The 14,447-nt window shown below is 55.6% G+C and carries 10 protein-coding genes (1 of these 10 running past the window's edge); all 10 read right to left on the bottom strand.

Annotated features, from left to right (window positions below):
* Positions 1-388 carry the 5' portion of an ABC transporter ATP-binding protein gene (locus NNL35_RS30170; protein WP_006674691.1) on the bottom strand. It extends 305 nt beyond the left edge of the window, so 388 of the gene's 693 nt are visible here — the first part of the coding sequence; the start codon lies at positions 386-388; its stop codon lies off the left edge, out of view.
* A complete protein-coding gene (locus tag NNL35_RS30175) occupies positions 388-1,488 on the bottom strand; it encodes an ABC transporter permease (RefSeq protein WP_006674692.1) in 1,101 nt (366 codons plus the stop codon). Before NNL35_RS30175 ends, NNL35_RS30170 begins: the two co-directional genes overlap by 1 nt.
* Before the next feature lie 298 nt (positions 1,489-1,786).
* Positions 1,787-2,635, bottom strand: coding sequence for a carbohydrate-binding module family 20 domain-containing protein (locus NNL35_RS30180; RefSeq protein WP_202947072.1), 849 nt, complete (start codon positions 2,633-2,635; stop codon positions 1,787-1,789).
* Between the two features lie 50 nt (positions 2,636-2,685).
* Entirely contained in the window at positions 2,686-4,035 is a 1,350-nt protein-coding gene (locus NNL35_RS30185; protein WP_238535251.1) for an alpha-amylase family glycosyl hydrolase, read from the bottom strand.
* Positions 4,036-4,395: 360 nt separating this feature from the next.
* Positions 4,396-6,408, bottom strand: a complete 2,013-nt coding sequence (gene ligA / locus NNL35_RS30190; RefSeq protein ID WP_040729563.1) for an NAD-dependent DNA ligase LigA — start codon at positions 6,406-6,408, stop codon at positions 4,396-4,398.
* 102 nt (positions 6,409-6,510) lie between these two features.
* Complete coding sequence (gene pcrA / locus NNL35_RS30195; protein ID WP_006674694.1) at positions 6,511-8,877, bottom strand: DNA helicase PcrA; 2,367 nt, start codon at positions 8,875-8,877, stop codon at positions 6,511-6,513.
* Between the two features lie 157 nt (positions 8,878-9,034).
* Complete coding sequence (gene pcrB / locus NNL35_RS30200; RefSeq protein ID WP_006674695.1) at positions 9,035-9,754, bottom strand: heptaprenylglyceryl phosphate synthase; 720 nt, start codon at positions 9,752-9,754, stop codon at positions 9,035-9,037.
* A gap of 163 nt (positions 9,755-9,917) precedes the next feature.
* On the bottom strand, positions 9,918-10,085 hold the full coding sequence (locus NNL35_RS30205; RefSeq protein WP_158000419.1) for a hypothetical protein: 168 nt from the start codon (positions 10,083-10,085) through the stop codon (positions 9,918-9,920).
* Positions 10,086-10,187: 102 nt separating this feature from the next.
* Positions 10,188-13,508, bottom strand: coding sequence for a DEAD/DEAH box helicase (locus NNL35_RS30210; RefSeq protein ID WP_254553964.1), 3,321 nt, complete (start codon positions 13,506-13,508; stop codon positions 10,188-10,190).
* A gap of 106 nt (positions 13,509-13,614) precedes the next feature.
* Positions 13,615-14,403 carry a UPF0158 family protein gene (locus tag NNL35_RS30215; protein ID WP_138985593.1) on the bottom strand — a complete coding sequence of 263 codons (789 nt, stop codon included), beginning with the start codon at positions 14,401-14,403 and terminating at the stop codon, positions 13,615-13,617.
* Positions 14,404-14,447 lie beyond the last annotated feature (44 nt).

Raw genomic sequence — 14,447 nt, forward strand, 5'->3', positions numbered from 1 at the left:
TCAGAAGCTGCACCGCCTTTTGTTCCGCTTCCCTTTTTCCCTGTCGTCCAAGCTTGCCTATCAGCATCAACTGATCCAGCACCGTCAAATACGGCACCAGATTCGAGGATTGAAACACGAATCCGATATTCTCAAGGCGAACGCGATTCAGACGGCGGGCCGATATATTGGCGATGTCGGAGCCGCTGATGAGGAGGCGGCCACTCGTCGGAGTCAACAGCGCTCCCGCGATCGACAGAAAGGTGCTCTTTCCTGAGCCGGACGGACCGACGACGGCGACAAATTCCCCTTCATCGACTTGCAGGGATACATTTTTCAAAGCCATTACCGTCGTATCCCCTTCGCCATACTGCTTATTGATATTTTCCAATACAAGCTTGGCTGTCATTACTCCACCCTCCCTATCGCTTCCATGGCGTCGACCTGCGCGATGCGCCGCAAGGACAACAATGCTCCGAGCACTGACACAAGCACGAGCATCACCGAGTACGTGGCCAGAACCTTGCCGCCGAGCTCGAATGGCATGCCGGCTGGCAATATGAAGCTAAGGCCGAAGGTCAATCCAATGCTGATCACAACGGCGACGACCGCCAGCAGCAGGACTTGTCCGATAAGAATCCGCGCCAAGTACGAGGTGCTCGCCCCAATCGCCTTGATGATGCCGTACTGATTCGTTTTTTGCAAAGTAATAACATAGAAGAAAACAGCTTGCACAAAAGCGGCGATGACGACGAGGAAACCGATCATCATCGATAAAGAGCCTTGTTCTTCCTTGAAACCGGGGATGCCTGACATCGCCTCCTTCAGCGTCGCCGTCTCGACGCCGTCGATGTGGGAAGCTAGCGTATCCGGAACCGACGGGTCCCCTTTTATCGCAATCGCGTTATAAGGCGGGGCTTGCCGGCCCAATGTGTCCATCATTGCATCCATACTCTTCATATCCATATAGATGACAGGCGTATGACTGAATGTCTGCCCTTCCGCAAAGCCTACGACCTTCAAGGTTGCCTTCGTATCTGGGATGGTCAACGTATCACCGAGCTTCACTCCATCTTTTTTCAGAGAGCGGTCAACCACCACTTCATGCGCATCGTTCACCACCGGGGATGCTCCTTCCACGATCGGAGGCATCAGCATCCCTTTTGTATCAATTGCGAACAACGTCACATCGGACTTCCGCTCCGATCCGTCCCAGGTCAGCGTCAGCATCGTCTGCGCAAGCGGCGTCGCTTCATGCACGCAGTCCTGCTCGGCGACTTGCGCCAACCGCTCTCTCGGCAAGGAGGAGCGCGACAGCTTGAACTCTGTATCGGACTGGTACACGAGGAAATCCGCCTTCATGCGCTTGATCGCGGACGCATTATCGTCCGAGAGGCCGTTCGCCAGACCGGAGATGATTAATGTTAAGGAAGCAATCATGACCATAATGAACCCGATCAGCAAAAACCGGGCTCGGGCATGCTTCAATTCCCGCACCGCTAAAAACATGTTATTCCCTCCTTCTCTCTTGCCGGACTGCCAAAAACGCTGTCTGTCCAAGCCAACCTGTGTCTCTCCCGCTTGTGTCAGTATAAAAAATGAAAATGAACTCATCATGAACGGAACGTTACAAAAAGGAATGCGGACCAGATGCAGCTCAAAAAGCCTTGATATGCCCGGATCGCTCCGAACGCACCAAGGCTGATGGATAGAGAGATTACGTTATGGAAACACACTACGATATATATGATGACGTCGGGAACCAGGGATTGAAGCCGCCCCTGCAATCATGACCGCCAACCCGAGTCTACGGCTGCCAAGTGTACACCGGAGTGTCGCTTGTTCCCGTTGGGTTCGATGTGGCGGTAAACATGCGGTTCGCTCCGCCCTCCCAGGTGACATGGCCTGCCGCGTCTTTGATGATGAATTTGAACTGGAATGTTGCCCCGGCCGGGACGCTAACCGGCAGGAACCAGTCCGGATAATTCGGATTCATGAACGAATCGAGCGCCTTGTCCGGATTCCAGGCCCCCAGTTCGGCAATGTCGCCAACGACATAGACATTCTGTCCCGGCTGCGTCGCCTTATTGACGTGGAAAATGACCTGCACTTGATCCCCGCCCAGCACCTGGTACCGGAACGGGTTGCTTGTCTTGCCGCCCTTGGTGACGGTAATCGCGTACTCGCCGGCCTGCACATTCGGCACCATCGCCGCGATCCGGTTATCCTGTGCGGCTACGACCGCAGCCTGCTGAGAACCGAACGCGACCGCTGCCGAACCGCCCAAGCCGGTTCCATAAATATAGACGGTGTTGCCTGGCCGGCCCATCGTTGAGACGATATCGCCGATATGCGGTTCCGCAGGATCGGCTTGCGGATTATGCGACCAGACGCTGACTTCGCCGCCAGCAAGCGTAAAGGCCGGAATCTGAAGCGTTCCGTTCTGATCAACGACGGTCATTGTCCGGCCATACAGCAAGCCGTCCAATGCATCGGCATAGGTTCCCGCCGGCAGGGTCGTCGTCAAGGCCGGGACGGATACGGAACGATCCGGCTGCCGGTTCACGGCGACAATGACCTGCTTGTCGAAGAACTGGCGCTTGTAGACGAGCGCATCGTCATTGCTGTACAAAATATCGGTCGTCCCGTATGCCAAGGCGTCATTGGACTGCCGCAGGGCCGACAGCTTGCCGATAAGGCGGTAGGCTACGGTCTCGGCGCCGCCGTCTGCAGGAACAAACGGCCTGCATCCGACCCGCCATGGTCCGGATTCAAGTATTGCTCCGTGCCATAATAAAGGTTCGGGATTCCGCGCGAGGTAAGCAGCACGGCCAGAGAAGCATGATAGGGCTTGTCATTCGGCTGGATATAGCGGAAGCGCGACACGTCATGATTGTCGATAAAGGTGACGGCCTGATTTTCTGCCATATAGTCCGCGCTCGTCTGCACGAGCATTTGTCCGAAATCGCTCATGCTTCTGCTGAACTCGCCAAGCGCTTGCCGGTTCGCATTGTAATATTCGAAGTCCAGATTGTTGACGCCTGTCCGATCCGGGAACGTTCGGTATTCGTCATACTTCGGATCAGGCCGGCCAATGAAAAATTCCCCGAAGTGGGTCACCGGACCGCCTGGGGCAGAATCGATCGCATCCTTGAATCCTTTTACAAAGGCCGGGTTCATGTGCAGCGTGGCATCATGGCGAAAGCCGTCAATGCCCTTCGCCTTCCAGAACTTGCCCGCCTTCTCCAAATGTTCGATGACGACGCCGTTCTCCTGGGAATAGTCGGCGAGCGAGGCCAATTCCTTATGCCGGTACCCGAATTGGGATGTATCGCTGTCCGGCCGGTTCCCTTCATGATGGAAAAAGCCGTTCGTATCGTTGAGGATGTCGGCGATTCGGTTCTCGACCTTGCCGTCGCCGTTGTAATCGATTGGGTTGCCGTCCGGGTCGAACACATACTGGCCGGAGCTGTCGCGATCCGGTTCATACAGCACGCCGTCGCCGTCCGGCCGCGGACCGGAATGGTTGGTCACGAAATCGATAACCACCTTGATCCCGTTGTCATGGAGCGCATCGACCAGCGCCGTGAAGTCCTGCATTTTCCCGAAATGAGGGTTGGTAGCGAAGTAATTCCGCGCATGATAGCCATGATAGGACGCGTACATGCCGGTGATCAGGTTCTCCCGGTTCTCGTACGGAGCGGAGATCCACACCGCCGTAATGCCCATATTTTTCAGGTACGGGATTTTCTCCTGCATACCTTTCCAATCGCCGCCTTGATATTTGTTGAGATCGGTTCCGTCGCCGCGTCCATCCCCGTTGTCATCGTTGAACAGCTCCGGGGGTGTGCCTGGGGGAATGTTGTTCGCGGGATCTCCGTCATAGAAGCGATCCGTCAAAATTTGATAAATGACATCCTTCGATGTCACCGGCCCTAACGATTGTCCGGACGCCGCGGCGTCTGCGGGCAGAGGATAGGCCGCCGTATAGCCAACGATCAGGGCTAGCGCCAAGAACATAGAGAATAGCTTCTTCATGAACCGATTCATCGTCATCACGATCGACACCTCTTCACCTGTAATGGAAAGCTGGTTATCTCTCATAACGGTTCTTCGCTGTCTATGATTATGAAAAAGGAAAGTTCCGCCTGAGCGATTCATACGTGGTGCATCCGTTACTTTTGCTTGTAGTGTGAAGTCGATTATGCCGTTCTAGGGCGGTATGCCGCCTGAGCTTGCTGGTGCTGAAATCACCACCTCCGCCTCTGCATTGTCCTCGCATTCAGGAACAATTTTGATTCAATGTTTTCTTATCTCATGATTACATAAATCTGTTATTCATGTAAAATGTTTTTCCGCATAAAGAGCCCCTCTTCCTTGGTGGAAAAGGGGCTTACCGTATAGCTTGCGCTATCGTTATTCGGCAGGCATCGCCTCTTGCAGCAGACGGACCAGCTCATTCTCGTCCGTAATGACGGGGATGCCCAACTGCTCTGCCTTCGCCAGCTTGCTGCCGGCCTTCTCGCCGGCGACGACGAGATCCGTCTTCTTGGACACGCTCCCGGTTACTTTGGCGCCGCACGCTTCCAGCTTCGCGGTCGCTTCTTCCCGCGTCATGAGATGCAGCGTTCCGGTCAACACGACCGTCTTGCCGTAGAAGTAGGAATCCGTGCTGACCGGCTTCGGCTTCTCGATCGGCTGCGGATGCACGCCGAATTCGAGCAGGCGCTGGACACTCATCTTGTTTACTTCATCCTCGAAGAACGAGACGATGCTGTCTGCGACGATATCTCCGACATCCGGAACAGCGATAAGCTCCTCCCGCGTCGCATTCATGACGCCCTCCAGCGTGCCGAAATGCTCCGCAAGCGCTCGGGTCGTCGTCTTCCCGGTATTCGGAATACCGAGGGCGAACAGAAACGCAGACAGGTCGCGCGTCTTGCTCGCTTCGATCGCCTGGAGCAAATTATTGGCCTTCTTTTCTCCGAACCGGTTCAGGCCAACAAGTTGATCGAACGTCAGCGTGTACAGATCCGACGGATCATGGACGTCCAGCTCATTGTAAATCTGCTCGGCCGTCATAATGCTGAACGTCTCGATGTCCATCGCGTCCCGGGACGCGAAGTGCACGATCCGCCCGACAATCTGCGGCTTGCAGTTCAGCTTGTTGTTGCAGAACAGATGGGCCCCGCGCATCTCCAGCTCCGATCCGCAGGACGGGCAGTGCGTCGGGAACACGATCTCTTCCCCATCCTGCTCCTCCGTCACTTTGCCGAGAATCTCCGGGATGACGTCGTTGGAACGCCGGATAAATACGCGCGAGCCGAGGGCGTATTTCAAGTTTTTGCGCTCGATGTCTCCGATGTTGTTCAAGGTGCAGTTCTGGACGGTCACGCCGGCCAGCTCCACCGGCTCGACCCGCGCGACCGGAGTGATCTTCCCGGTGCGGCCGACTTCCCAGTTGACCTCTTCGAGCACGGTCGTCGTCTCTTCCGCCTCGAATTTGAAGGCGATCGCCCAGCGCGGGAATTTGTCGGTGTAGCCCAAGGCCTCCCGGGTGCGCATATCAGTAATCTTGACGACCGCCCCGTCGATCAGATAATCGAGCGTCAGGCGCCGTTCCTGGATTTGCTCCAGCTCGGCATGCACCGCTTCGATCGAATCGAAGTAGGAGATATACGGATTGACCTTGAAATGATTGTCCTTCAAGAACGCCATCATCTCTTGATGGGTCTGGAAGGCCAGTTGATCCGCGTAACCGATATTGTAGAAGAACGCGTTCAGCTTCCGCTGCGCCGTGACTTGCGGATTCAGGTTGCGAAGGGCGCCGGCTGCGGCGTTGCGCGCATTTTTGAGCGGCTCGGCGGCGGTCTTGTTATACGCCTCCAGCACGGAGAGGTTCATAAGCCCCTCGCCCTGTACCTCTATCGTCCCTTCCTTGTAAGGAATGGTCAACGGAATGGAACGGATCGTTCGTACTTGCGGCAGAATCGACTCGCCGACGGTGCCGTTGCCCCGCGTCGCCGCCTGGACCAGCTTGCCGTCCGTATACGTCAGATTGAGCGTCAGCCCGTCGTATTTCAACTCGACAACATAAGCGGGATCCGGGAGCGGCTCCCGATCCGGATTCTTGGTGTTGTAATCCTGAATCAGCCGCAGCACCCGTTGATGCCAGGTGTACAGATCGTCTGCCGACTGGGCCTTGTCCAGACTCCACAGCCGCGCCAGATGGCGGTGCGGGGCGAAGCCTTTCAGCAGTTCCCCGCCCACGCGCTGGGTTGGCGAATCGGGGTGGATGGTGCCTGTTTCTTTTTCCAGTGCGGCCAATTCGTCATACAGGGCATCATATTCCTTGTCGCTGATCACCGGATTGTCGAGCGTATAGTAATGGTAATTGTACCGGTTCAATTCCGCCACGAGTTGTTCCATTCGAGATTGTGCGTTCGTCACGGAGGTACTCCTTTCTATCTCCTAATCGTTATGAGGTTGTTATGAAAACATGTTCTTGCCGGGAAAGCGCCCGCGATCTCGTTATACTTTGGTTACCGGGGCGAATGCGGCCAGCAGGCGCTTCACGCCGACCGGGGCCGGGAAAGCGATCTGCAGCTCCATGTTCGTGCCCGTTCCCTTGACGGATACGATGACGCCGGTGCCCCATTTCGCATGCGCGACCTTGTCTCCGGCCTGGTAGGAGGACGAATCGCCGTTCTGCTTCGCCTTGTCGAGAGCCGAGGTCACCGTCACCCCGCCCGGCTTGGACGAAGCCGCTGACGTGCGCTGGCCGGCCGCATCGCCTGTACGGCTGCCGAAGCCGCCTGTGGATGCGCCACTGGCGGGGCCGCTATAACCGAGTCCGCGCCCGCCGTAGGAAGCCGCGGAATTGCTGCGGCCATAGCGGTCGAAGCGCTCGTAGCGCGCGCCCGCCGGCGACACGTCCTCCTTCAGCTCGTCCGGAATCTCCCGCAGGAACCGGGACGGCGGATTCGCATTCGTCCGTCCGAACAGCGTGCGCGAACGGGCGCAGGTCAAGTAGAGCTGCTCCTCGGCCCGCGTAATGCCGACATACGCCAGACGCCGCTCCTCTTCAAGCTCCTCGTTGTCGCTGAAGGCCCGGCTGTGCGGGAAGACGCCTTCCTCCATCCCGATGATGAATACGTACGGGAACTCCAACCCTTTGGCGCTGTGCATCGTCATGAGAATGACTGCATCGTCCTGCTCCTCCGGCTCGTCGTTCATCGAGTCGATATCCGCGATCAGCGCCAGGTCGGTCAAGAAGGCGACGAGCGACTTGTCCTCATTCCGCTGCTCGAACTCCTGGGTGACCGACAAGAACTCGTCGATGTTCTCGAGACGGGCTTTCGATTCCAATGTATTTTCCCGCTGCAGCTCAAGCCGGTATTGGGACAGCTCCAGCATCTTCTCGGTCAGTTCCGTCACCGACAGATAGTCCACCATCCGGTTCAGACTGTCGATCATCGCATAGAACTCGCGCAGCGCGCCCTTCGTCTTCGCGGCGATGTCGAGCCCGTCCATATCGTTGAGTACCTTCATCATCGACGTTCCCCGCTCGGCCGCCGCTTCCGCCAGCTTGGCCATCGTCGTCGCGCCGATGCCCCGCTTCGGCACGTTAATAACGCGCTCAAGGCTGATATCGTCGTCCGGATTCGAGATGAGGCGCAGGTAGCCGAGAATGTCTTTAATCTCTTTGCGATCGTAGAACTTGATGCCGCCGACGATCTGATACGGAATGTCCGATTTGATCAAAATTTCCTCGATTACCCGGGACTGCGCGTTGGTACGGTATAAAATGGCATGTTTGCTGTAGGATTTCCCGTTCGCTTTATTCTTATTGATCTCGCCGGTGACGAAGTAGCCTTCGTCATGCTCCGAATCAGCCTGGTAGACCTTGATCGGCTGCCCTTCCCCTTGATCGGTCCACAGCTTTTTCGGTTTGCGGCCGGTATTCTGGTTGATGACATTATTCGCGGCATTCAAAATATTCGCGGTCGAACGGTAATTCTGCTCGAGGAAGATGACCGTCGCTTCCGGATAGTCCTCCTCGAAGTTCAAAATATTCGTAATGTCGGCGCCGCGCCAACGGTAAATCGACTGATCGCTGTCCCCCACGACGCAAATATTATGATGCTTGTCCGCCAGCATGCGGCACAGCATGTATTGCGCCCGGTTCGTATCCTGGTACTCGTCAACGTGAATATATTTGAATTTGTTCTGGTAAAAATCGAGCACCTCCGGCTCTTCCTTGAAGAGCTCGATCGTCGTCATGATCAGATCGTCGAAATCAAGCGCGTTGTTGCTCTTGAGCCGCTGCTGGTACTTGATATAGACCTTCGCCACGACGCCCTGGAAGTAGTCGCCAATGTTCTGCTCGAACCGCTTCGGCGAGAGCAGCTCGTTCTTCGCGCTGCTGATGGCCGCCTGGATGGCGCGGGGCTCGAATTTTTTAGTATCAAGATTTAAGTCCTTCATGCAGCCCCGGATGACCGACAGCTGGTCCGTCGAGTCGAGGATGGTGAAGTTCGACGAGAAGCCGATCCGCTCGATATCACGGCGCAGGATGCGCACGCACATGGAGTGGAACGTTGACACCCAGATGTCGCGGCCTTCCGCGCCAACGAGCTTCGCGACCCGCTCCTGCATCTCACGGGCAGCCTTGTTCGTGAACGTAATCGCGAGAATGGCCCAAGGCGGAGCCTTGCGCTGCGAGATGAGATAAGCGATACGGTGCGTCAGCACGCGCGTCTTGCCGGAGCCGGCGCCAGCCATTATTAGCAGGGGGCCGTCCATCGATTCGACGGCGCGGCGCTGCTCCGGATTCAGTCTCGCTATCGATTCATGGAGATCCACTCCAGGGCGGGATGATTCTAAAAATTCAAACATGAGGAAGTGCTCCTTTCATCCTTACTGCTGTCTAACCGCTTGCCGGGGTTGCCAGCGTAAGCGGCCGGATGCCGGTGCCCCTAAGCACCGGCTGTATATGCTGTCTATCATTACATGATGTCATTAGTAATGTGGGTTGGAAGGAAGGCCGCTCGCCTTATGGTGTAAGCCGGACGGCCTCCACCGTCCGCAGCGCGGCTTCCATGTCTTCGTACACAATGTTGCCAACCACGACCGTATCCGCTGCTTCGGCGGCTTCCCGGGCCTGCTCCTCTGTACGAATGCCGCCCCCATAGAACAGTTGGGCGTGGCTTAGGCCTTTTCGAACATGATGAACCAATTCCATATCGCCATACATGCCGCTGTATTCCACATAAACGACTGGCAGCCGCATGAGCTTGTCCGCCACCTGCGCGTATGCCCCCGCTTCCGCCGCCGTCAGCCCGGTCTCCGCTTCCGTCAGCTTGGCCGCGGTCGCCTCAGGGTTCAATATAATGTAGCCTTCCGGGATGATCAGCTCCCACGGAATCATATAGCCGTACTGCTGAATCGCACGCTGATGCTGGCCGACAATCCAGTCGGGATTCGGCGTGTTCAGCACCATCGGGATCAAATACGCATCGAATCCAGGCACGACGGAATCCAGATTCGACACCTCCAGCGCGGCCGGCAGCTCATAGCGCCGAATGCGCGACATCAGCTCCACCGTATTCTCGAACGTCACGCCGCTCGATCCGCCCACCACGATCGCGTCCGTTCCGGACAGGCAGATGCGGTCCAGATCGTCGTCGCTGATATCTTTGTCGGGGTCTAATTTGAACACGTGTCGCCACGCTTCGATTGAAATCACAGGGGTATGCACGATGTTGTCCTCCAAGCTTCGAGTGAACTGCTCTTCCTAGTGTACCAAATTCAGTCTACGAATGCAGTCAGGAGGTGTCAATGAGAAGAGATGCGTGTCAGTGATAGAATGTATGTTCTTATTGTACTATTGTAATCAAAATTAGGGGGGAAGTCACGGGGAAGTTGGAGAGGGGGACCTAGCCGAACCAGGCTTCGTACACGATGCTGATGATGATCACCCACAGCGCCACCCCTAGCAGCAGCGCAATGACCCAGCCGCGGCCGGTTGCCAGATGATCGGTGTCGTCGCTTTTGCCCCGATGGTTCATATCGTCCACTCCTCCATATAATACGTATATCCTCATTGTGGACGGAATTTGCCAGCGGATATACGCGGATAAGAAAAACTCGCCTCCTGAAGATTACTCCGGTATGGAGGCGAGATTAATATTGTATATGAATGCTTGTCACGTGACGCTCAGCAGCTCGCGAATATCCTCTTCTGTCAAGGCGGACGAGGCGCTTCCTTCCGCATCGATGACTTCGTCAATCAGATCGCGCTTGCGCTGCTGCAGCTCTAATATTTTCTCTTCAATCGTTCCTTCGGCCACGAGACGGATCACTTGAACGACTCGCTTCTGCCCCATGCGGTGTGCTCGTCCGATCGCTTGTTCCTCCACGGCGGGGTTCCACCATAGATCATAGAGGATGACCGTGTCCGCGCCTGTCAAGTTCAACCCGGAACCTCCCGCCTTCAGCGAGATCAGGAACAGCTCCGCTTCCCCCGCATTATAACGATGGCACATGTCCACGCGCTCTGGGGCCGGTGTCTGTCCATCCAGGTAGAAGAGAGTCCTTCCGGCGGATTCCAATTGTTCCCGAATCAATTGAAGCATACTGGAATACTGGGAAAAGATAAGCACTCTCCGTCCGGACGCGGTCAATTCCTCGACTTGCTCCAGCAGATGCTGCAGCTTGCCCGAAGGACCGCCGTACCCTTCCACGAATAACGCGGGATGACAGCATAGTTGTCGCAGGCGGGTAATGCCCGCTAATATTTTCATTCGGCTCTTCTGGAAGCCTTCCGTCTTCAGATCTTGTTCTGTCGTGTGCTTCAGCTTGGCCAGATAGGCCGCGTACAGCTTTTTCTGCTCCGTTGCCAGCTCCGGGTACTGCACCGATTCAATCTTGTCGGGCAGTTCGGTCAAGACATCCTTCTTCAGGCGGCGCAAAATAAACGGGCGGACGATACGGGCAACCCGATCTGCCGGAAGCTCACGGAACGCCTTCTGGTTCGTGAACAAGCCGGGGAAGACCGCATTGAAAATCGACCATAGCTCGTCCAGCGAATTCTCGATCGGCGTGCCCGTAAGCGCGAAGCGGCGCGGCGCTTTAATCTCGGATACCGCCTGCGCCGTCTGGGACGAAGCATTCTTAATCGCTTGCGCCTCGTCGAGAATCAGGGTGTGGAACGGCTGCTCCGCGTAGATCTCGATATCCCTTCGGAGCAGCGGATAGGAGGTCACGATGACATCCGCCCCCTCCATCTCCGCCCATAGCGCGGCTCGTTCTTTCTTCTGCCCTGCGACCACGAGCACGCGCAGCTGAGGGGCGAATCGGGCACATTCATGGGCCCAATTGTAGGTTAGCGAAGAGGGCGACACGATGAGAACCGGCAGCTTCTCTTCTGCCTGTTCCTGTTCCCGTTCCGACAGGATATAAGCGATGCTTTGCACCGTTTTGCCAAGGCCCATATCGTCGGCAAGGATACCGCCGAACCGATAGAATGCGAGCATTTTGAGCCATTGGAAGCCTTGTGCCTGATAATCTCGTAGCTGCGCCTGAAGCCCGTCCGGAACCTCATAATCGAGTTCATCCAAGTCATTGAACCGCTTCACGAACTTACGCAAATCCCGGCCAAAGCGTATATTTCCCAACGCGGCCGGACGCTCCGGCAGCTGCAGCGCTCGTACAGCGGGAAGCTGGATGCGGTTGCCGCGAAGGTCGGCTGCGCCTATCCCAAGGCTATCCATCATGTCAGCGAAGCCTCGATACTCTTCCTCTTCCAGCGACAAGAAGGAGCCGTCGCGCAGCCGGAAATATTTCTTCTTCTCCACAATGCTCCGCATAATGTGCAGCAGCTCGCGATCCTCGATTTGTTCCAATTCGAATGATATCTCCAGCCAATTCATACCCGCTACCAGATCGGCGCGCACCTTCGACGGAATTTTACGATTTCGAACAGTATTCTGCAGCGTCTGCGACAGATAGATCTCGGCTCCCTCTTCCTTTTCCAGTTCCGGCAGCAAATGATACAGCACTTCATACTGCTCATCCTCCGTCTCGCACAGCCACCGTTGCCCGTCATGCCGCAATCCGGCCGCCTCAAGCCGATGCAGGAACTTCCCTTCGCGGGCGGCGTCACGAATCAGAATACAGTCTTGCTCCGCCGGGGCATCCTGTCGTTCCTCAAGCGGCTGAATCTCAATATCCCCGTACCGGAATAGTGCCCGGGCGGTCAAGATGCCGTCGGCATAATCCACATACAGTTGAATCTGCAGTTCCGGCTCCCGGATCCGTTCACTAAGCGGCTTGGCGATGTTCACCTGGCCCAGTTCGCGCAGCTGCGGCAGCACATACTGTACGAAGCCGTTCAACTGCTCCTCCGACATGTCCAGCTTGCCGTTCGACTGAGTCACAGACATATGAGTCAACAGATCGTTAAGCTTGTGGATCTCTTGCGGATCAAGCGGGTAGAACATGCCGTTCATCACCGCGCAACGATAAGACGGCAATACCGTTACCTTCGCCAGCTCTCCTACGTCTAACTGATAGTTCGCCCCCCTCTTCCGGGTAATATGGAACTCGAGAGGAAGCTTGCCCTCCCCGAGTTCCATCCGGGTCCCCGGCGCCCCCAATCCTTCCAGTCTCGCATCGACATCCGGCAGCAGCCGCAGCATGTCCGCCCATTGCCTCGGATCAACGAACATGTCTTTCCGATCCGTCACAGGCAAATACCCCGCCAGATCGGAATAATACTCCCGATAGGCTTCATCATTATGCTTCATCTGAATAAGCAGATCCAGCATCGCCCGATCGTGCTCTCCGATCTCGTGCCGCGCCGGATCATAAGTGAACAGCGCCGTGAACGGATGCGGCTTGGCCAGTTCTACACTTTGCAGAAAGGATTTCACCTTCTGAACGACATACAGCCGCTTCACGCCGGTCCGTAGTTCGACCATCACGCTGGGATTTTTGAAAAATCGATTGCTCACGACACGGAACGTGTATTCAAACTTCAACCGCTCTTGGCCCTGTCCTGTATTGGAGCTGTCGAGCGCACTCTCCCCCATGCCGGCAGCCTGGTGCATCTTGTAATGAGCAATGAGATCGCCGGCGGGGCGATACTTTGCCGCTTCTTTCTCCACCATCGTCAGCATCGCAGCTCGGTTGTCAGCGGGGCGATGCGTGTTAAGCCAGGCCGGCGCCGTGCTTTGGCTTCCTTCAACGTAAACACTTTCTATCCCGCTCTCCAAATCATGGATCGCGATAAGCACGGCTGCAATATGCTTGCAATCATTATCATAGGAATAGAAGGCGGGACAATCGCAATAGGTGCTCATCTCCCCATCGGGCCATATTTCAACCTCAATCGAGTAGCTATTGCTTCCCTTCACGCGCGCAGTATAGCTGCATCCATCTGCAGATTTCTTCAAGCGGGACACCTTCCCCAAGCGGTAATAATCATGTCCGCGCTTATAGGAAGCTGCTCCGCATAGTGATCTCACATCTGCTAACGTAAATGCCGGCATTGCGATTCCCCCGTTCTGTCTTGCCTTAATCATTAAGAACAATTTCGGACATCATCATGTGATGCTCCAATCTCAATCTACCTCAACGAACGACAACCGCCCTCACTCCGATGGATTCAAGCCATCCCCTCACCCGTTCCCGGTGGGATTCTTCCACGAAAGCATGATACCGTTCCAACTCGGCTTTATCCTCGGCCAATGCGTTTTTGAACTTGCGGACTACTTTGTGTTCTGCACTCAGGACGCGCTCCAGCTTCGTCCGAAGCTTCCCGCTCGATATCGTTAAGACGAATTGGCACATTAGTTCATACCTTTCGTCCAAGTTGAGATGCGGAACACGGTAATAAATCTCATTGAACCCTTCAGCAATTTCTAGCCTAAGCTCCTCGTCTTCCTCCCGGGGATCATCATCCGATAACATCGCGATTTCACCTGTCTCCACATTCACGAAATATGACACCTCGTCCATTTGTATGTCGTGAGTCACCACAAGTTCATCCCACTGCCGCTGCGTAATTCGCATCTCAATGATAGGTATCGGCCCTGCCTCTTCAATACGAATTATATTATTCCGCTTGCGCTTCTCCTCAAGCTCCGCCTCATGTTCTTCCCATGTGATGCCGTAAGGCGCCCCGCCGTCGGTGTATCCCACGATGAAGTAAAAGTTCTCATCTTGATCAAGTTGCAACGGTCCGCATTCGGCCCATGTAACGCCGCGCTTTTTCCTGGGTTTGTGCTTGCTGCGCGATTTCTTCCGTGACATATCTTTTCTTTCTCCTCTATGCTGCATGACCACATTCATTGATCTCCAAATCATTACCCGAGCCAAAAAAGGCCTTCTATCCTGAGATAAAAAGACCTTTTCTACCAAGTTTACTATGTTTGCATACCTGCATCACCACCCATATTTTAGAT

It is taken from the genome of Paenibacillus dendritiformis (genome assembly GCF_945605565.1).
Lineage (GTDB): Bacteria > Bacillota > Bacilli > Paenibacillales > Paenibacillaceae > Paenibacillus_B > Paenibacillus_B dendritiformis_A.